The sequence below is a fragment of the Streptomyces sp. CNZ301 genome (genome assembly GCF_004217425.1).
Genome location: NZ_SHLG01000001.1, coordinates 1,712,017 through 1,731,007, shown reverse-complemented (window position 1 = coordinate 1,731,007; position 18,991 = coordinate 1,712,017). Strand labels below are relative to the sequence as shown.

The following is an 18,991-nucleotide window of genomic DNA, read 5'->3' as shown; positions in this document are numbered from 1 at the left end:
GTGGCCGCCGACAAGATCGACACCATCGTCAGCCTGAGCAAGCGCCGTGGCTTCGTCTACCCGTGCAGTGAGATCTACGGCGGCCAGCGTGCCGCCTGGGACTACGGTCCGCTCGGTGTGGAGCTGAAGGAGAACATCAAGCGCCAGTGGTGGCGGGCCATGGTCACCTCGCGCGACGACATCGTCGGCATCGACTCGTCCGTGATCCTGGCGCCGCAGGTGTGGGAGGCCTCGGGTCACGTCGCCACCTTCACCGACCCGCTGACCGAGTGCACCTCCTGCCACAAGCGCTTCCGCGCGGACCACCTCGAGGAGGCGTACGAGGCGAAGCACGGGCGGCTCCCGGCGCAGGGCCTCGCCGACATCAACTGCCCCCACTGCGGCAACAAGGGCGGCTTCACCGAGCCCAAGCAGTTCTCCGGGCTCCTCTCCACGCACCTCGGCCCGACGCAGGACGCCGGCTCCGTCGCGTACCTGCGGCCCGAGACTGCGCAGGGCATCTTCACCAACTTCGCGGCCGTGCAGCAGACTTCGCGCAAGAAGCCCCCGTTCGGCATCGCGCAGACCGGCAAGTCGTTCCGCAACGAGATCACGCCGGGCAACTTCATCTTCCGCACCCGCGAGTTCGAGCAGATGGAGATGGAGTTCTTCGTCAAGCCGGGCGAGGACGAGAAGTGGCACGAGTACTGGATGCAGCAGCGCTGGTCCTGGTACACGGGCCTCGGGCTGAGCGAAGAGAACATGCGCTGGTACGAGCACCCGAAGGAGAAGCTCTCCCACTACTCCAAGCGCACCGCCGACATCGAGTACCGCTTCAACTTCGGCGGCAACGAGTTCTCCGAGCTCGAAGGCGTCGCGAACCGCACCGACTTCGACCTCACGGCGCACTCCAAGGCTTCCGGGCAGGACCTGTCCTACTTCGACCAGGAGGCCGGCGAGCGCTGGGTGCCGTACGTCATCGAGCCTGCGGCCGGCGTCAACCGCGCGATGCTCGCGTTCATGCTCGACGCCTACATCGAGGATGAGGCGCCCAACGCCAAGGGCAAGCTGGAGAAGCGCAACGTGATGCGGCTCGACCCGCGGCTCGCGCCCGTCAAGGTGGCCGTGCTCCCGCTCTCGCGCAACGAGAAGCTGTCGCCGAAGGCGCGCGGCCTCGCCGAGGCGCTGCGCAAGAACTGGAACATCGAGTTCGACGACGCGGGCGCCATCGGCCGCCGCTACCGCCGCCAGGACGAGATCGGCACGCCCTTCTGCGTCACCGTCGACTTCGACACCCTCGACGACAACGCCGTCACGGTTCGCGAGCGCGACACCATGAAGCAGGACCGCGTCTCGCTGGACCAGATCGAGAGCTACCTGGCGGGCCGCCTGCTGGGATGCTGAGCCGTACCGCAGTGCAGGGGGCCGGTTCCGCCGGGGTGCGGAACCGGCCCTCGTCGTTTGTCAGCCGTCCTCCGGCTGCCCGGCCTCTTCCTCGGCGGGAGGGCCGAAACCGGCGGTGTCCAACTCGCAGTCGAACGGGGCGGGGATGTGGAGCGACTTCCCGAACGGCACCGTCGTGTGCGAGGTGTAGCCCTTCTCCGTGGGCGCCCAGAAGACGGTGGCCGACTCCTCCTCCATGTCCAGCAGCAGATACACGGGCACACCGGCCCGCCCGTAGACGCGAACCTTGTCGCCCCGGTCGGCGTCGTGCGTCGACGGCGACGTGAGCTCGGCGACCAGAGTCAGCGCCTCACCGTCGATGTACCGCTTCGTGGTGTTGAAGGCATCTCGTGCCGCCACGTAGAGATCCGGCCCGAACGCACGCTCCTGCCCCCGAAGGTGAAGAGAAATGGCGCGTCTCCGCAGGTCTCGTCCTCGGGAACATGCCGCTTGAACTGCTCACGGATCGATTCCATGACCAGGTAGTAGCAGCCCTTCGACCACGGCGACATGACGATGTTTCCCCCGATGATCTCTGCCCGGTAGCCGTCGGGCACGTCAATGTTCAGCAGAGTCCGGCACATCGCCTCGAATCCGGGCGGGCCGTCGGGGGTCTCCATGGGCGTCGATGACGTCGGTCGCTCAAGCATGACGGTCATGATGCGCCTTTCCTGCCGAGTGATCCATTCGTCACCGAGAGTATTCGCCACGTCTGACAGCGCCGGTTCGCTCAGCCCAGAAAGGCCGTCAGGCGCCGGGCCTGCCGCTCCGCCGTGCCGGGAGGGTTCCGGGGGCGCTCCCGCGCCGCGTCGAAGGAGAGCAGGAACAGCCATACGAGGGCGAGGAGACGGCGGCAGTCCCGCAACCGCGCGGACTCCTGCGCCGTCAGTGCGAACCGGTCGAGGAAGGCGCTGACGTCCATGGGTTCGTCCACCCACGAGCCCACGTGTTCGGTGATCTCCGCGAGTTCGAAAGCCCGGTCGCTGCGACCGGAGTCCTCGAAGTCGACGATCCGTACGCGGGTGCCGTCCCACAGGTAGTTGGCGAGGTTGCCGTCCCCCGCTCCGAAGACCGCCTGTACGTCGGGCGGGACGTCCGGAATGCGCGACCGGTCCAGCCACCGCAGCCCGAGGCGCATCGCGGCGTCCACCTCGCCGCGTGCCGGAGCTCGCACCCGCGGTGCCCAGGAGCGCAGGTGCGTGGTCAGATCCCGCGCCAGGCCGGGCCTCGCAGGGACGCCGGTGAGGGCGGCGGGCGGCAGGGCGGAGTGGAGTGTCCGTACGGCTTCCGCCAGGGCGTCGAGCGCCGCCTCGCCGTGCGGCCGACCGCGCAGGCTCGCCCGGGAGGCGGGACATTGTGATCACCGGTTCCTCCGTGCCGAGTTCGGCCGCGAGGGGCGCGGGCGCGAGCCCGGGTGCGTGTCCGGCCAGCAACCGCAGCGCGCGCCACTCCCGTTGGCCTCCCTCGCGGTCCCCGGGGCGGAAGCGTTTGGTGACCCGGCCGGGGCCGAGCTCGATCGTGTGGGTGCCGTGCGGGCCGCCGGTGCTCAACGGGGGCGGTCAGGCGCGCAGCCCGCGCAGGATCAGGGCGCGCACCGTCGCGAAGGCCTCGTCGATGCCGGGGCGCGACCACTCCGGGGCGTACGCGGGGTCGTGGAAGCGTCCCGTCGCGTGGAAGACCGCGCGAGCGGTCGCGGCGGCGGACCCGGCCGGCTCCGCCGCGAAGACGCCCTGCGCGCGGCCGTCCTCGATGATGCGGGTGAGCTGGCCGACCAGGTCGTCGATGTGCCGGTCGACGACCGTGCTCATCTCACCGGTGAGCACCGAGTACGTGGCGAAGAGCTCAGGGTCGTCGCCCGCCTTGTGGCGCTTGGCCTCGAAGAGGCCGGTCAGCCAGCGGTCCAGGCGCTCCTCCGCCGGGCCGGTCCCGGTGACGAGGGAGACCAGCCGCTCACTGGTGCGATCCAGCCAGCGCTGTGTCACGGCCTCCCGCAGTGCGGCCTTGGTGCGGAAGTGCCGGTAGACGCTCCCGTGGCTGACTCCGAGGGCGCGGGCCACGTCGACGACCGTGGCCTTGGTGGGGCCGTAACGGCGCAGCACCTCCTCGGTGGCCTCGAGAACGCGCTCCGGAGTCAGCGCTTCCGACGCCATGCTGCCCCCTGCTTCTCGCTGGTCATCGCTGTTTCTCGCTGTCGAGGTGCGCCATCTGGTTCGCCGGGTACCGGTCGCCGGCCGCGGCACCGGCGGGCACCGCCCGCTGGATGGCGTCGAGATCGTCCCGGTCGAGAGTAACCTCGACCGCCGCCAGCGACTCCGCCAGGCGTTCACGGGTGCGGGCGCCGATCAGCGGGACGATGTCCTCACCGCGCGAGAGCACCCAGGCGATCGCGGTCTGGGCGACGGTGATCCCCTTGCCGTCGGCGATGCGGCGCAGAGCCTCGACGAGGGCGAGGTTGTGGTCGAGGTTCTCGCCGGAGAAGCGGGGGCTCATGCCGCGGAAGTCCCCCGGGGCGAGCTCCCGTTCGCGTGACCAGTTGCCGCTGATGAGCCCCCGGGAGAGCACACCGTAGGCGGTGACGCCGATGCCGAGCTCGCGGCAGACGGGAAGGATCTCGTCCTCGATGCCGCGCGAGATCAGCGAGTACTCGATCTGGAGGTCGCTGATGGGGGCGACCGAGGCGGCCCTGCGGACGGTGTCGGCGCCGACCTCGGAGAGCCCGATGTGCCGCACATGGCCCGCCTTCACCAGCTCCGCGACGGCGCCGACGGTCTCCTCGACCGGGACGGCGGGGTCGAGGCGTGCCATGCGGTAGATGTCGATGTGGTCCGTGCCGAGGCGCTGGAGCGAATAGGCGGCGAAGTTCTTGACCGCTTCCGGTCGCCCGTCGTAGCCGGTGAAGCCGCCCTCCACCGTGCGCAGGGCGCCGAACTTCACGCTGGTCAGGGCCTGTTCGCGGTGGGCGCTGGGCGCGGTGCGGAGGGCTTCGTCGATGAGCAGTTCGTTGTGGCCCATTCCGTAGAAGTCGCCGGTGTCCAGCAGGGTCACGCCCGCTTCGAGAGCGGCGTGGATGGTCGCGACGGACTCGGCCCTGTCGGTGTGGCCGTAGAGGGCGGACATGCCCATGCAGCCGAGGCCGAGGGCGGAGGTACGGGGGCCGTTGGTGCCGAGGGTGCGGGTCTGCATGGGTGCGCTCCTTGGGGTGCTGCCGGATCTGCCGGTATCGAGAATGGCAAATGGACTGACAGATTTCAATATCTGTCAGTCCATTTTTCGGCTCATGGCACCCGGAGGTCCCCGGCCCGCCCCTGACCGGCTCCCGGCCGGCTCCCGGCCGGCTCCCGGCCGCCCCGCGTACGGGCGGTGCGGCGATGCGGGAGAATGGGAGGCCGCGCGCCCGCGCGGACACCTCGCCGCCGCACACGCGAGCGGTACCCGGCCCCCGGCCGCCCCGGCCCAGCAAGCACGTACGTCTCGGAGGACGCCGACGTCATGACGCCGCCGCTCCACATCGGTCCCCACGTCGTCCAGCCGCCCGTGGTGCTGGCGCCGATGGCGGGGATCACGAACGCGCCGTTCCGCACGCTGTGCCGGGAATTCGCCGAAGGCGGCCGGGAGCACGAGGGCCGTCCCCCGGGAGATCGCGGCAGCGGCAGCAGGGGGCTCTTCGTCAGTGAGATGATCACGACGCGGGCCCTCGTCGAGCGCAACGCGAAGACCATGCAGCTCGTGCGGTTCGACAACAGCGAGAGGCCGCGTTCGATCCAGTTGTACGGGGTGGACCCGGTGACGGTCGGCAAGGCGGTCCGGATGATCGCGGACGAGGACCTCGCCGACCACATCGACCTCAACTTCGGCTGCCCGGTGCCCAAGGTGACCCGGAAGGGCGGGGGTTCGGCACTTCCGTACAAGCGGCCGCTGCTGCGCGCGATCCTGCACGAGGCCGTCGGCAACGCGGGCGCGCTCCCCGTCACGATGAAGATGCGCAAGGGCATCGACGACGACCACCTGACGTACCTGGACGCCGGGCGTATCGCCGTCGACGAGGGGGTGACGGCGATCGCTCTGCACGGCCGCACCGCCGCCCAGCACTACGGCGGCACCGCCGACTGGGACGCGATCGCCCGGCTCAAGGAGGCCGTGCCCGAGATCCCCGTGCTGGGCAACGGAGACATCTGGTCCGCGGACGACGCGACGCGGATGGTGCGCGAGACCGGCTGCGACGGCGTTGTCGTCGGACGCGGCTGCCTGGGGCGGCCGTGGCTGTTCGGCGATCTCGTCGCTGCGTTCGCGGGCGAGGGCCCCGAGGCGTACGCGCGGCCGTCCTTCGGCGAGGTGGCGCGAGTGATGCTGCGGCATGCGACGCTGCTGGGGGAGTGGCTGGGCGACGAGGCGCGCGGCGTGATCGATTTCCGCAAGCACGTGGCCTGGTACACGAAGGGGTTCTCGATCGGCTCGCAGGCCCGGCAGCGGCTGGCGGTGGCCGCCTCGCCGGCGGAGCTGGCGGCGCTGCTCGACGGCCTCGACGCGGACCAGCCGTGGCCGCACGACGCCGACGGTCCGCGGGGCCGCACCCACGGGCGCAACAAGGTCGTGCTGCCCGACGGCTGGCTCGACGACCCGTACGACTGCGCCGAAGGCGTCGGCGCCGACGCCGAATTGGACACGTCGGGCGGCTGAACCACCTCGTCACAGGGCTTGGTGAAGACCAATCGGACTTTTATCCGGAACGGCTAACCAGGGTCCCGTTCGGCCCGCACGACTGGGAGACTTGCCGCTCGTGAAGGCCATCGTCTACGAGGAGTTCGGGCAGCACCCGGCGCTCCGCTCGGTACCCGACCCCGCGCCGGCCCCGGGCGGTGTGGTGATCGAAGTCGACGCCACGGGACTGTGCCGCAGCGACTGGCACGCGTGGCGCGGCCACGATCCCGATGTGAAGCTGCCGCACGTGGGGGGTCACGAGTTCGCGGGGACGGTCGTCGCGGCGGGCTCCGGTTCGGCGCTGCCCTGGGTGGGACGGCGCGTGACCGTGCCCTTCGTGTGCGGCTGCGGCACGTGCGCGCAGTGCGTCACGGGGAACCAGCAGGTCTGCGAGCAGCAGACGCAGCCCGGGTTCAGCCACTGGGGAGCCTTCGCCCAGTACGTCGCGATCGACAACGCCGACGGCAACCTCGTGCCGATCCCCGACTCGATCAAGTCGCCCGCGGCGGCCGCCCTCGGCTGCCGCTTCGGCACGGCCTACCGGGCCGTCGTCCGGCAGGGCCGGGTCACCGCCGGCGAGTGGGTCGCCGTGCACGGCTGTGGTGGCGTCGGGCTGTCCGCGGTGATGATCGCCGTGGCGAACGGCGCGCGGGTCGTGGCGGTGGACATCTCCGCGGCGGCGCTGAAGGTCGCCCGTGACCTCGGCGCCGAGGCGACCGTGGACGTCTCCGACGTGGACGATCCCGGAGCGGCCGTCATCGAACGCACCCTGGGCGGCGCGCACTTGTCCCTCGACTGCCTGGGCGACCCGCGCACCTGCCGCGCGTCCGTGCGGAGTCTGCGGCGGCGGGGACGTCATGTGCAGGTCGGCCTGTTGCCGCCCGACGACGGCTCCCCGGCGATCCCGATGGACCGGATCGTCGCCCACGAGCTGGAGCTGCTCGGCAGCCACGGCCTCCAGGCGCACGAGTACCCGGCCCTGCTGGGACTCGTCGAATCGGACGTGCTCCATCCCGAGCTGCTGGTGCGGCGCACCATCGACCTCTCCGAGGCCCCGGCCGCGCTGGTCGAGATGGACATCCCGGTGCCCGCAACCCCCGGCGTGACGGTCATCAAGCCGGAGTCGCCGAAGTCCTGAACCGGGCGGTGCCCGCCGCACGCCGCCGCCCGGGCCCTCCAGTGGGCGGCGTCCCGGGTTCAGCGGCGCCTGAAGTGGCCGCCCATGTTGTGGATCACGCGCTGCAGTGCTCCGAGGGTGCGCACGTACACCTCGCCGGGGATGTCCGTGTGGATGTGCCCGCGCAACCGGCGTGAGGTCGACCGGGACGGCGGGCCGCGGGACGGGAACCGGACCGGAACCGGGACCGGACCGGGACCGCGGGGCCTGTGGGTCAGTCTCCGGCGGACTGGCCGCTCTCCAGCCGGAAGCCGACCTTCATGCAGACCTGGTAATGCGCGATCTGCCCGTTCTCGATCTGGCCGCGCACCTGTGTGACCTCGAACCAGTCCAGATGGCGCAGGGTCTCCGAAGCGCGGCTGATCGCGTTGCGGATCGCGGTGTCGACGCCCTCGTGGGACGTGCCGACGATCTCGGTCATCCGGTAGGTGTGCTCGCTCACACGGACCTCCGCTGGCTCGTTTGTCTTGTTCGTCCCTTTCCGGTGCCCGGATCCGTCCGGAATACGCCGACGACGCGGGGGCCGGTGCGCAGACGGAGGACCGCCCCCGGCCGCAGGGGGACGGCGGCCCGGGGGCGGTGGGTGAGGGATGCCCGGGGTGTCAGGTGCCCGGAGCGCCCCCCACGGCTGTGAGCAGCGCGAGCGGTGTGGCGGCCGCCCACGCCTGCGGGGAACAGGCATGCGGATAGGGGACCGGATCAGGGTGGTCGGTGCGGCCATAGCCGGCGAGTACCTCGGGCAGGCGGTAGTTCTGCCGGGCCGCGGCCTCGACCATTCCGGCGGCGAGGGTGCGGGCCTCCTCGTGCAGGCCGTAGCGGGCGAGCCCGAGAGCGATGACGGCGTTGTCCTGCGGCCAGATGCTGCCCCGGTGGTAGGAGAGCGGATGGTACGGGGCCTGGCCGGCCGCCAGGGTGCGCACGCCCCAGCCGGAGAAGAAGTCCTCCTCCATCAGCCGCCGGCCCACCTGCTCGCCCGCCTCCTGGCCGAGGATTCCCGACCACAGCAGATGACCCGCGTTGGAGGCGAGGGCGTCGGCGCGTGTGCCCTCGTCGTCGAGGGCGAGCAGCGGGAAGTTCTCGTCCGGCATCCAGAAGTCCGACCCGAAGCGTTCCCGCAGAGCCGCGGCCGCCTTCGACAGCCGTTCCGCGTACGCCTCGTCCTGCCAGACCGTACGGGCCAGCTCCGCGGTTCGGCGCAGCGCGTCGTAGGCGTAGCCCTGGGCCTCGGCGACCATGACCGCCCCGCTGGGACGTGTGCCGTCCGTGGTGCACACGGCTCCCGGGGAGTCCTTCCAGTTCTGGTTGGCGAGGCCGCCCTGGTGCGCGTGGTAGGCGAGATAGCCGTGCTCGTCCAGGCCGCCGTGGGTGAACATCCAGTCCACAGCGGCGCGCGCGTGCGTCTCCAAACGGCGGGCGAGGGGCGGGTGTTGAGAGCCGGTGTCCTGCCCTGCGTCCTGCCGCCCGTGCTGCCCCTTCTCGTTCCCTGTGTCCTCCTCCCGCGTCAGTTCGCTGTACGCGCCGAGGAGGATCAGGAAGAGCGGCGTGGCGTCGACCGAGCCGTAGTAGCGCCCGTAGGGGACCTGACCGAAGTGGGCCAGTTCGCCGTGGCGCACCTCGTGCACGATCTTCCCCGGCTGGGCGAGGCGTTCGGGCTCCTCCTCGCGCGCCTGGGTGGCGGCGAGCGCGAGCAGCGTGGGCTCCGCGAGCTGCGGGCGGTAGGGGAGCGCGAAGAGGGAGGTGAGCAGCGAGTCCCGGCCGAAGAGGGTCAGGAACCAGGGAACTCCCGCGCCCGGTATGAGCAGTTCCTCGCCGTCGGGGCCGCGCGCGGCCACCCGCAGCCCGGCCAGGTCGACCAGACCCTGCTCGCAGGCGCGGGCCAGCTCCGGCCAGTCGGTCAGCCGGGAGGGAACGGGTTCCGTCGAAGTGAACTCGTCCGTACGTGCCTTGAGCCATGAGGCGACGGCGGCCGGGTCGCCGTGCGGGGTGCCGACGGCTTCGCGGCGGTCCGTGGCGCCGTGCGGGTGGGCGGTCACGCTGAGCGTCAACTCCGCGGTGCCGTGCGGCGCCAGCTCCAGCTGCCAGCACAACTGCCGTGCGGAGCTGCCGGTTTCCTCGACGGTCAGGGGTGAGGGGTCGGCGGTGACGGTGGTACGGGAGTGCCACTCGCCGCGCCGGTATCCGAACTCGACGCCGTCCGGGTGCGCTTCGTGGGTGCGTACCGTGTGCGGCTTGTCGTACCAGCGGTGGTCGGAGCGCAGCTCGAACTGGTCCGCGAAGTCGGCGTCGGCGGTGAGGGTCAGCCGCGCCGACGTGGCTTCGCCCAGATTGCTCGTGAGCCGGATGCGTTCCGTGAACTCGCCGCTGACGACGGCCTGTTCCCGGAAGACCGTGTAGGCGGGGGGTTCCTCACGGGTGCCGTGCGGCGTGAGAACGGCGGTGCCGTTGCTGTCGGACGCGGGCACCAGGACTCGGGGTCTCCCCAGGGCGAAGCCCGAGGGGGAGGAGCCGTCGACGGTGAGCTGCCAGCGGCTCAGGTGGCGGGCGTCGCGTACGAACAGGCCCTCGGGAACGGTCCCTTCGGACTGGGCGCTGGGCAGTGCCCAGCCGGGCGGGCCGCCGATGTCGCCGGACGGGCCCAGCACGGCGAAGGTGCCTTCGTGCACGAGCAGACGGGGCTCGGTCGCATTCACAGACTCAGGGTCCTTCCTCGGACTCGGATGACTCGGCTGCGGACTCTGCCCGGCTCATTGACGTGAATCGGCCGGGTTGAACCCCCGGTTCGGACACCTGGCCTGAATCCGGTGCCTTCAGCAGGTCGAGGGCGAGAGCCGCCGTCCAGCCGAAGTCGCGGGCTCCACGGCCCGCGCCCGTGTACGGGTCGAGGTACTCGGCGAAGCGGGACTCCGCGGCGGCACCCAGCACGTCGGCACGCAGCGTGTCGGCGAGTTCCGTCTCACCGCAGTCGCGCAGCCCCCGTTCCAGCAGCCAGTTGACGTTGAACCAGGCCGGTCCGCGCCAGTAGGTACGGATCGAAGGCGGGCCCGCACAGGTCGTAACTCGAAAGCAGCCGCACCCGCGTGCCGAGCCCGAAGTGCTCACCGGTGACGGTGGGCGCGGTGCGGCTTCCACGGGCGCGCACCCGCGTGGAGCTGTACTGCGAGGAGGAGGAACTGGTCTACGACACCCCGGAGTTGGACATGGACGAGTGCTGGGCGGTGCTGCGGCGCGAGTTCGCCGAGGCCGTACGCGACGGGCGTTCCGGAGACCTCGACGCGCGGCGCGGGCTTCGTCTCCAGGAGCTGCTGGAGGAGGCGCGGCTGTCGGCCGCCTGAGCGAGGCCGGGAGCGAGCGCGACCCCGATCGGCACGTCCGCATCGTGAGATGCGGCAGTCCCTCTCAGGCGTGATTCTCGCCACCTTGATCAGGGGTGCGCTCACATGAGCGCTCAACTGCGCAGTCCAGGCCTCCAAGGAGCGGACCGCGACTTTACCCGGCCTAGATTCATTCCCCGAAGATTCTCCTGACGCAGAGTGACGGGAAAGCTGAGACGGCGTCGCGTACCGGAGTCGTGAATTCGACTTGTGGAGTCCCTCTTTACGGCCGTATGAGGCGGCCGTCGCCTTCGATCCTCTCCGTCCGGGTGGTTACGGCCCTTTGGCGTACCGCTGAACGTACGCCCGTGCCTTCGATCTGGGTACGCTCCCCGCCATCAGGGCCAGCCGTCCACGAGGGGTCGAGTTCCGTGCCGGATCAGGATGCAGCGCAGAAGTTCGTCTACGACTTCACGGAGGGCAACAAGGATCTCAAGGACCTCCTCGGTGGCAAGGGGGCCAATCTCGCGGAGATGACCAACCTCGGCCTTCCCGTGCCGCCCGGGTTCACGATCACCACCGAGGCGTGCAAGGTCTACCTCGACAGCGGTGAGGAGCCCGGCGAGCTCCGGGACGAAGTCACCGCCCATCTCGAGGCGCTGGAGCGGAAGATGGGCAAGCGGCTCGGCCAGGCCGACGACCCGCTGCTGGTCTCCGTACGGTCGGGGGCGAAGTTCTCCATGCCCGGGATGATGGACACCGTCCTCAACATCGGGCTCTCCGACGAGTCCGTCCAGGGGCTCGCCGCGCAGTCCGGCGACGAACGCTTCGCCTGGGACTCCTACCGCCGCCTCATCCAGATGTTCGGCGACACCGTCCTCGGCATGGACGGCGAGGTCTTCTCCGAGGCCGTCGAGCAGGCCAAGAGCCTCAAGGGCGTGACCAGCGACATCGACCTGGACACGGCGGACATGCAGACCCTGGCCGAGAAGTTCAAGCACCTGGTGCTGAAGGAGACCGGGCGGGACTTCCCGCAGGACCCGCGCGAGCAGATGGACCTCGCCGTCACGGCGGTCTTCGACTCGTGGAACGGCCAGCGTGCCAAGCTCTACCGCCGTCAGGAGCGCATCCCTCAGGACCTGGGCACGGCCGTGAACGTCTGCTCGATGGTCTTCGGCAACCTCGGCCCGGACTCCGGCACCGGCGTCGCCTTCACCCGCGACCCCGCGACCGGCCAGCAGGGCGTCTACGGCGACTACCTGCAGAACGCCCAGGGCGAGGACGTCGTCGCCGGCATCCGCAACACGGTGCAGCTCGCCGAGCTGGAACAGCTGGACAAGCCCTCATACGACCAGCTGATGCAGATCATGGAGACCCTGGAGACGCACTACAGGGATCTGTGCGACATCGAATTCACCATCGAGCGCGGCAAGTTGTGGATGCTTCAGACCCGCGTCGGCAAGCGCACGGCGGCCGCGGCCTTCCGCATCGCCACCCAGCTCCTCGACCAGGGCCTCATCGACGAGGCCGAGGCGCTCCAGCGGGTCAACGGCAACCAGCTCGCGCAGCTGATGTTCCCCCGCTTCGACAGCGACGGCGGGGTCCGGGACGCCGACGAGATCGGCTGGGGCATCGCCGCCTCCCCGGGCGCGGCCGTCGGCAAGGCGGTCTTCGACTCCTACACGGCGATCAAGTGGTCCCGGTCCGGTGAGAAGGTCATCCTCATCCGCCGCGAGACCAACCCCGACGACCTGGACGGCATGCTCGCCGCCGAAGGCATCCTCACCTCCCGCGGCGGCAAGACCTCGCACGCGGCGGTCGTCGCCCGCGGCATGGGCAAGACCTGTGTGTGCGGCGCAGAGGAGCTGGAGGTCGACACCAAGCGGCGCCGCATGAAGACCCCCGGCGGGATGATCGTCGAGGAGGGCGACGTCGTCTCGATCGACGGCTCCACCGGCAAGGTCTACGCCGGTGAGGTGCCGGTCGTACCCTCGCCGGTCGTCGAGTACTTCGAGGGCCGCATGCACGCGGGCGCCGACGACGCGGACGAACTGGTCAAGGCCGTCCACCGGATCATGGCGTACGCGGACCGGGTGCGCCGCCTGCGCGTACGCGCCAACGCCGACAACGCCGAGGACGGCGCACGCGCACGGCGCTTCGGAGCCCAGGGCATCGGCCTGTGCCGCACCGAGCACATGTTCCTCGGCGAGCGGCGCGGACTCGTGGAGCGCCTCATCCTCGCGGAGTCCGACGAGGAGCGGGAGGAAGCGCTGGAAGGTCTGCTGCCGCTCCAGCAGGGCGACTTCGTCGAGCTGATGGAGGCCATGGACGGACTTCCCGTGACGGTGAGGCTGCTCGACCCGCCGCTGCACGAGTTCCTGCCGGACATCACGGAACTGTCGGTGCGTGTGGCGCTCGCCGAGTCCCGCAAGGACGCCAACGAGAACGATCTGCGGCTGCTTCAGGCCGTGCACCGGCTGCACGAGCAGAACCCGATGCTGGGGCTGCGCGGTGTGCGGCTGGGCCTGGTCGTGCCGGGGCTGTTCACGATGCAGGTGCGGGCGATCGCGGAGGCCGCGTCCGAGCGCAAGGCCGCGGGCGGCGACCCGCGTGCGGAGATCATGATTCCGCTCGTGGGCACCGTGCAGGAGCTGGAGATCGTCCGCGAGGAGGCGGAGGCCGTCATCGCGGAGGTCGAGGAGCGGCACGACGTGGAGCTGAACCTCACCCTCGGCACGATGATCGAACTGCCGCGCGCCGCGCTGACGGCCGGCCAGATCGCGGAGCGCGCGGACTTCTTCTCCTTCGGCACCAACGACCTCACCCAGACCGTGTGGGCGTTCAGCCGTGACGACGTGGAAGCGAGCTTCTTCACCGCGTACCTGGAGAAGGGGATCTTCGGCGTCTCCCCGTTCGAGACGATCGACAGGGAGGGCGTGGGCGCGCTCGTACGCCTCGCGGTCGAGGCGGGCCGCGCCACGCGTCCGGACCTCAAGCTCGGTGTGTGCGGCGAGCACGGCGGCGACCCCGACTCGGTGCACTTCTTCCACGAGGCGGGGCTGGACTACGTCTCCTGCTCGCCGTTCCGCATTCCCGTCGCACGTCTGGAGGCGGGCCGGGCGGCCGCGGCCGAGTGATCGCGGCTACGGCCCGCGCCCCGGTGACGCCCGGTACGTGCCGGCTCCGGTTCGATCCGGTCCGGATTGCGTGAGCGGGGCGGGCCGGTCTTCCCGGACGGCTCCGTGCCCGCGCACCCTCACCGGCGGCGGGGCGGCCCGGGAACCGAGGGGGCGGCACCTGTGCGGAGGTGCCGCCCCCTTCTTCATGGCCCGTGCCGGGTGGCAGCGACGGCGACATCCCCGTCAGGGCTTCGCGGGCTGCGCCGCCGCCGGCTCTTCCTCCGCGGCGCTGACTTCGGCGTCGTCCCGGCGCGGCTGCCGCATGCGCACCAGCACCGCCGTCGCGGCGAGCAGCAGGGCGAACGCCCCGGTCCACAGCGCCAGATGGAGGCCCGAGACGAAGGCGTCGTCGATGCCGCGTACGACGGCGGCCGGCACCCCCGACGTGCTGCCGAGCCCGTTGCCGCCCCCCGCCGTGACGGAGTGGGCCAGAGCGTCCGGATCCGGCTCGGAGGCGGGGAGTTCTTCGCGGAGGGCGGCGGCGAACCGCGCCGAGAGGACCGCGCGCGCAGACGGCCGAGCCGGCGGTGAACAGCGCGAGGCCGGCGAGGTAGACGCGGCGACGGCCCCAGCGGTCGCCGAGGGTTCCGCCGGTCAGCAGCAGCGCGGCGAAGACGACGCTGTAGGCCACGACAACCCACTGCAGACCGGCCGTTCCGGTGCCGAGGTCCGCTCCGATACGGGGCAGGGCCGTGGTCACCACGAGGTTGTCGAGCATCGCCATGAACAGGCCCGTGCACAGGGTCGCCAGTACGGCCCGCCGGCGGGCCTTCGAGTACGCCATGGCAGAAGCCTCTTTCGGCGGCCCGCCCGGCGTCCACGCCGAACTCGCCTCCCGCTACAGCTCCGAGCCGATCCGTTCGGCCGTCTCCCGCAGCAGCGGGGCGAGTTCTGCGGCGCGGGCGAGGTCGAGGCGGATGCTGGGGGCGGCGACCGTCAGGGCTGCCACGCAGGTGCCGAAGCGGTCGCGCACGGGGACGCCCACCCCGTGCACGCCCACGACGCTCTCGTCGAGGTTGAGGGCGTAGCCGCGTGCGCGAGTGACGGCGAGTTCGGCGATGAGGGCGTCGACGTCGGGAAGCGTGGAGGCCGTCAGCGGCGTCAGACCGCGCCGGTAGCGGGTGCGCGCGGCCTCGGGGGAGAGCTCGGAGAGCAGGGCCTTGCCTCCGGCGGTGCCGTAGGCGGGCACCCGGTCGCCCGTGCGCGGGCCCACGCGCAGGGGGTGCCGGCCCTCCACGCCGTCGGCGAAGCGCGAGTCGGGGCCGTCGAGGACGAGGAGGTTGGTCGTCTCGCCCACCTCGTCGCGCAGCCGCGCGAGATGGCAGTGGGCGACCTGCACCAGCGTCGGCTCGTCGACCGGTCCGCGGGTCAGCCCCAGCAGTACGGGCCCGAGGCGGTAGCGGCGGCCGCCGGGCTCCTGCTCGACGAATCCGTGGCCGCGCAGAGTCGTCAGCAGCCGGTGCGCGGTGGAGCGGGCCACGCCCAGGTGGTCGCTGATGTCGGTGACGCGGACGCTGTGGTGTCCGCGCAGATAGACCAAGGTGCGCAAGGCGTTGTCGACCGAGCTGGCGGCGTACGCGTCGGCCTGCCGGTCCGGGTTCCCGCCCTGTTTTTTCGGCATAGCAGAAAAGCTACTGCAACCTGTTCCGCCCACCACTCCGTGACCTTAGTTTGACCGGCGGCCCGGGCGCGCCTTCGGGTGCCGCCCCGGCGTCCGGCACTGCAACAACCGCTACGGAGACCCCATGAAGGCTGTACCGGGAGACCCATCCTCAGTCGAGCCACGCACCGACACCGCAGGGGAGGGCCGCGGCTGGCGCTCCTGGCACACCTTGTGGGTGCTGCTGCTCCTCGGATGGACGGTCAGCGCCGCCGACAGAGCCGTCACCGGTCCCGTCGTCACGTGGATGATCGACAACAACGTCGGTTTCCTGGCGGACTCTCCGCATCCGCACGCGCTCGGCGGCCTCATCGGCGGGCTCTTCTTCGCCGGCTACATGCTGACCCAGTTCCCCGGCGGCTACCTCGGCGACCGGTACGGGCACCGCACCCTCATCGTCGTCAGCCTGCTGTGGGCCGGTGTGGCGACCGTACTGACGGGGTTCATCGGCGGCCTCGTCTCGTTCATCGTCGTACGCGTCGTCACCGGACTCGGCGAGGGGGCCTTCTACTCCAACGACCGGAGCCTCATCACCGCGACGACTCCCGAGCGCCAGCGCAGCTTCGGCATGGGCGTGGTCATCACCGGTCTGTCCCTCGGCATCACGGTCGCGATCGTCTTCACCCCCGAACTCATCGAATTCGGCAAGCTCTTCCTCGCACACGTCGAGGCCTGGCGGATGGTCTTCTGGGTGCTGGGCGCCGCGACCATCGTGGTGGGCGTCGTCGTCGCCTTCTGGTTCCGCGCCCATCTCACCCTCTCCGGGCTGAGCCGGGCGACGCTGCACCTGAGCGCCTACTCGGCCGTCTCGCTCGCCCTGATCATGGCCGTGTACTGGCTGGGCACCGGCGCCGGACTGTCCGAGCTGTGGATCGCCGTGCTCGAAGTCGTCCTCGCCATCGGTCTGGTGATCTTCGCTCTGGCACGCAAGGGCGCGGAGATCGGTCCTGTGATCAAGAACCGCGATCTGTTCCTGGTCCACCTCGTCTACATCGCGATCCTGTGGAACCTGTGGTTCTTCAGCTTCTGGTCCGTTTCCATCGTGGCCGGAGCGGCGGACTCCTCGTTCATGAACGCCGCTCTCACCGCGGCGTTCAACGCGGGCGCGGGCATCCTGGGTTTCCCGGCCGGCGGCTGGATCTCGGACCACGGGCTGCGGCGCGGCTGGGGCCGCAAGCAGATGATGCTGAGCTTCACCGGAGTGCAGGCCGTTCTCACGATCGCGTTCGCCTGGTACCTCAGCGCCGCCGCGAAGCCGTCCCTGTGGGTCATGGGTCTGCTGCTGTTCTCGGCGAGCCTCTTCTTCAACGCGCTGCAGCCGGTGGGGCACGCGCTGACCGCGGAGATCGCGCCGGAACGGCTGCGGGGCTCGGCGTTCGGGATGCAGAACCTCATCGGTGAGACCGGCGCCGTGCTCTCCCCCGCGATCAGCGGCGTGCTGCGGGACAGCACGGGAGGCTGGGAGGCCGCCGTGTGGCTCGACTCGGGGCTGATCGTCGCCGGATTCTTCGTGCTGATGCAGGTACGCCACCGCTCGCCGGCCGCCGCCGCCAACGCCTAGGGCTGTCCGCCGGACAGGCCATAGGGGTGTCCCGGGAGCCCTCGCCCCGGCGGGCCATCTGCACCGTCCCTCCCCCCCACCGAGGGGGGCCGGCACCGGCCGGCCCCCCCTCAACACACGCAACAGGAGCCCCACTTCCATGCCCACCGTCCGTGAGGCGGCGCTCGACGTCATGCGCCGGCACGATCTGACCACCGTGTTCGCCAATCCCGGGTCGACGGAGGTGCCATTCCTCGCCGGTCTCCCCGACGACATCCGCTTCGTGCTCGCCCTGCACGAAGGCTCCGTCGTCGGAGCGGCCACCGGCTACGCCATCGCGCGTGACGCGCCCGCGCTCGCGCTGCTGCACACCACCGCCGGCCTGGGGAACGCGGTGGGCGCACTGTCGACGGCGCGGGTCAACCGCGCACCGCTCGTCGTGATCGTCGGGCAGCAGGACCGCCGTCACCTCGTCCAGGAGCCCTTTCTCGCGGGGCACTTGGAGCAGCTCGCAGGCGACTATCCCGTACGGACCGAGACGCCGCCGCGCGCGCAGGACGTGCCGGGTGCGATAGCCCGTGCCGCGCACGCCGCGCGAACGCTGCGCGGCCCGGCTTTGGTTGTCGTCCCGATGGACGACTGGGCCCGGCCGGCCGAGGAGTTGCCGCTTCCCGCACCCGCGGAGCTGCGCCTCGCGGCGGCCGCCGACACCGGCGCCGTGCGGGAGGTCGCGGCGCTGCTGGACGAGGCGGACGGACCCGCGCTGGTCGTCGGCGCCGGAGCGGACCACCCGGTGACGTGGGAGGCGCTGACACTCCTCGCGGAGCGGCTCGGCTGTCCTGTGTGGCAGGAGTCGTTCGGTGCCCGCGCCGGGTTCCCGCAGGACCATCCCCTCTTCGCGGGGCATCTGCCGGCCGACCGTACGCGGCTGCGGGACGTGCTCGGCCCGTACGACACGGTGCTGAGCGTGGGGGCGCCCGTCTTCCGCCAGTATCCGTACGAGGAAGGCCCGTTGGTGCGGCCCGGCACCCGCCTCGCCGTCGTCACCGACGACCCGGCCGAGGCGCAGCGGGCCCCGGCCGAGCTCGCCGTGGTGGCCGCCCTTCCCGCGTTCTGCACGGCGCTGGCCCAGGCCGCGGGCAAGGACGGCGGCCGTGCTGTACGGCCGCAGGAGGACGGGGAACCCGTGGGTGCCAAGCGGCCCGTAGCGCCCCCGCCTCCCGCCGAGGGGGAGCCGCTGCGCGCCGCGCACGTACTGGCGGAGCTCGCGCGGCGGTTGCCGGCGGACACCGTGCTGGTGGAGGAGACGCCCTCCAGCCGTCCCGACCTGCACGCGCTCGTGCCGGCGCGGCGGCCGCTGGGGTTCCTGAGCGCCGCCATGGGCGCGCTCGGCTTCGCGCTTCCGGCCGCGATCGGGGTGCGGATGGGTGCGCCACGGCGTCCGGTCGTGGCGGTCGTCGGCGACGGGTCGTCGCTCTACCAGATCCAGGCGCTGTGGACCGCCGTGCGCTACAGGGTGGGCGTCGTCTTCGTCGTTCTCGCCAACGGACGCTACGCGATCATGGACCGGCTCGCGGACAAACACGAATCCACCGCGCCCTGGCCCGATTTCGAGGAAGTCAGCGTCTCCGGCATGGCGAGGGCCCTGGGCTGTCCGGCGCGCCGCGTCACCGGACACGCCGCACTGCTCGATGAATTGGACGCGCTGCTCCCCGAACTCCCCGACAGCACTCGCCCGCTCGTTCTCGAAGTGGCGGTGCGGGCCGAGGAGACCTTCCAGCCGTGAAACGGCCGTGGCGGAATCCGCCGGCGGTCGTGAGCGGCCGGCGGTACGCAAAAGCCGACGGCGGCCCGCTCACCCGGATTCCTTCCGGGGAACGGGCCGCCGTCGGCGTCGCAACGCGGTGCCCTTCCGATTCGCTGAATCGCTGATCCGTGGACGATTCAGGGAATCGCGGGAATGCCGAAGCACTTGCCGAAACACACCGCGCCTGTATCGAGTTG

The 18,991-nt window shown here is 71.1% G+C and carries 16 protein-coding genes and 2 pseudogenes; 7 read left to right on the top strand and 11 right to left on the bottom strand.

The genetic code is table 11. The annotated features are described in order from the left end of the window. The gene (locus EV375_RS07570; RefSeq protein ID WP_130298766.1) at positions 1–1,383 is read left to right on the top strand and encodes a glycine--tRNA ligase; all 1,383 of its coding nucleotides are present in this window, start codon (positions 1–3) and stop codon (positions 1,381–1,383) included. 60 nt (positions 1,384–1,443) lie between these two features. Here the strand turns inward: EV375_RS07570 and EV375_RS29605 are convergent, their stop codons facing one another. The 5 genes from EV375_RS29605 to EV375_RS07550 form a co-directional block, all read right to left on the bottom strand. Beyond that, positions 1,444–1,782 carry a Uma2 family endonuclease gene (locus tag EV375_RS29605; RefSeq protein ID WP_486588350.1) on the bottom strand — a complete coding sequence of 113 codons (339 nt, stop codon included), beginning with the start codon at positions 1,780–1,782 and terminating at the stop codon, positions 1,444–1,446. Continuing rightward, positions 1,725–2,072 carry a hypothetical protein gene (locus tag EV375_RS29600; RefSeq protein WP_486588349.1) on the bottom strand — a complete coding sequence of 116 codons (348 nt, stop codon included), beginning with the start codon at positions 2,070–2,072 and terminating at the stop codon, positions 1,725–1,727. Before EV375_RS29600 ends, EV375_RS29605 begins: the two co-directional genes overlap by 58 nt. Before the next feature lie 80 nt (positions 2,073–2,152). Further along, positions 2,153–2,683 carry a phosphotransferase gene (locus EV375_RS29595; RefSeq protein ID WP_486588708.1) on the bottom strand — a complete coding sequence of 177 codons (531 nt, stop codon included), beginning with the start codon at positions 2,681–2,683 and terminating at the stop codon, positions 2,153–2,155. Between the two features lie 298 nt (positions 2,684–2,981). Then, positions 2,982–3,572: a TetR family transcriptional regulator gene (locus tag EV375_RS07555; RefSeq protein WP_130298765.1), complete on the bottom strand. Its 591-nt coding sequence runs from the start codon at positions 3,570–3,572 to the stop codon at positions 2,982–2,984. Positions 3,573–3,594: 22 nt separating this feature from the next. Then, positions 3,595–4,605 carry an aldo/keto reductase gene (locus EV375_RS07550; RefSeq protein WP_130298764.1) on the bottom strand — a complete coding sequence of 337 codons (1,011 nt, stop codon included), beginning with the start codon at positions 4,603–4,605 and terminating at the stop codon, positions 3,595–3,597. A 306-nt stretch (positions 4,606–4,911) separates the two neighbouring features. Here EV375_RS07550 and dusB point away from each other — a divergent pair, with 306 nt between their 5' ends. Both dusB and EV375_RS07540 read left to right on the top strand, forming a co-directional pair. Continuing rightward, the gene (dusB, locus tag EV375_RS07545; RefSeq protein WP_130298763.1) at positions 4,912–6,099 is read left to right on the top strand and encodes a tRNA dihydrouridine synthase DusB; all 1,188 of its coding nucleotides are present in this window, start codon (positions 4,912–4,914) and stop codon (positions 6,097–6,099) included. A gap of 100 nt (positions 6,100–6,199) precedes the next feature. Further along, positions 6,200–7,258: a zinc-dependent alcohol dehydrogenase family protein gene (locus EV375_RS07540; protein ID WP_130301687.1), complete on the top strand. Its 1,059-nt coding sequence runs from the start codon at positions 6,200–6,202 to the stop codon at positions 7,256–7,258. Between the two features lie 253 nt (positions 7,259–7,511). Here EV375_RS07540 and EV375_RS07535 read toward each other — a convergent pair whose 3' ends face one another. The 3 genes and pseudogenes from EV375_RS07535 to EV375_RS07525 form a co-directional block, all read right to left on the bottom strand. Continuing rightward, the gene (locus EV375_RS07535; protein WP_130298762.1) at positions 7,512–7,739 is read right to left on the bottom strand and encodes a dodecin; all 228 of its coding nucleotides are present in this window, start codon (positions 7,737–7,739) and stop codon (positions 7,512–7,514) included. Positions 7,740–7,899: 160 nt separating this feature from the next. Next, on the bottom strand, positions 7,900–9,987 hold the full coding sequence (locus EV375_RS07530; protein WP_486588348.1) for an amylo-alpha-1,6-glucosidase: 2,088 nt from the start codon (positions 9,985–9,987) through the stop codon (positions 7,900–7,902). Positions 9,988–9,991: 4 nt separating this feature from the next. Next, a pseudogene (locus EV375_RS07525) lies at positions 9,992–10,406 on the bottom strand (MGH1-like glycoside hydrolase domain-containing protein); the annotation flags it as partial. 7 nt (positions 10,407–10,413) lie between these two features. Here EV375_RS07525 and EV375_RS07520 point away from each other — a divergent pair. Continuing rightward, entirely contained in the window at positions 10,414–10,629 is a 216-nt protein-coding gene (locus EV375_RS07520; RefSeq protein ID WP_486588347.1) for a hypothetical protein, read from the top strand. A gap of 410 nt (positions 10,630–11,039) precedes the next feature. Then, entirely contained in the window at positions 11,040–13,745 is a 2,706-nt protein-coding gene (gene ppdK / locus EV375_RS07515; protein WP_486588346.1) for a pyruvate, phosphate dikinase, read from the top strand. 225 nt (positions 13,746–13,970) lie between these two features. Here the strand turns inward: ppdK and EV375_RS29050 are convergent, their stop codons facing one another. The 3 genes and pseudogenes from EV375_RS29050 to EV375_RS07505 form a co-directional block, all read right to left on the bottom strand. Beyond that, positions 13,971–14,165, bottom strand: a complete 195-nt coding sequence (locus EV375_RS29050; protein ID WP_165434648.1) for a hypothetical protein — start codon at positions 14,163–14,165, stop codon at positions 13,971–13,973. Positions 14,166–14,307: 142 nt separating this feature from the next. Then, a pseudogene (locus EV375_RS07510) lies at positions 14,308–14,571 on the bottom strand (MFS transporter); the annotation flags it as partial. 54 nt (positions 14,572–14,625) lie between these two features. Further along, positions 14,626–15,408: an IclR family transcriptional regulator gene (locus EV375_RS07505; RefSeq protein WP_130298759.1), complete on the bottom strand. Its 783-nt coding sequence runs from the start codon at positions 15,406–15,408 to the stop codon at positions 14,626–14,628. 124 nt (positions 15,409–15,532) lie between these two features. On the opposite strand from EV375_RS07505, the gene EV375_RS07500 reads away from it, so the two are divergent. Continuing rightward, positions 15,533–17,008, top strand: coding sequence for an MFS transporter (locus EV375_RS07500; protein WP_130298758.1), 1,476 nt, complete (start codon positions 15,533–15,535; stop codon positions 17,006–17,008). 139 nt (positions 17,009–17,147) lie between these two features. Continuing rightward, positions 17,148–18,773, top strand: coding sequence for a thiamine pyrophosphate-dependent enzyme (locus EV375_RS07495; protein WP_130298757.1), 1,626 nt, complete (start codon positions 17,148–17,150; stop codon positions 18,771–18,773). Positions 18,774–18,991 lie beyond the last annotated feature (218 nt).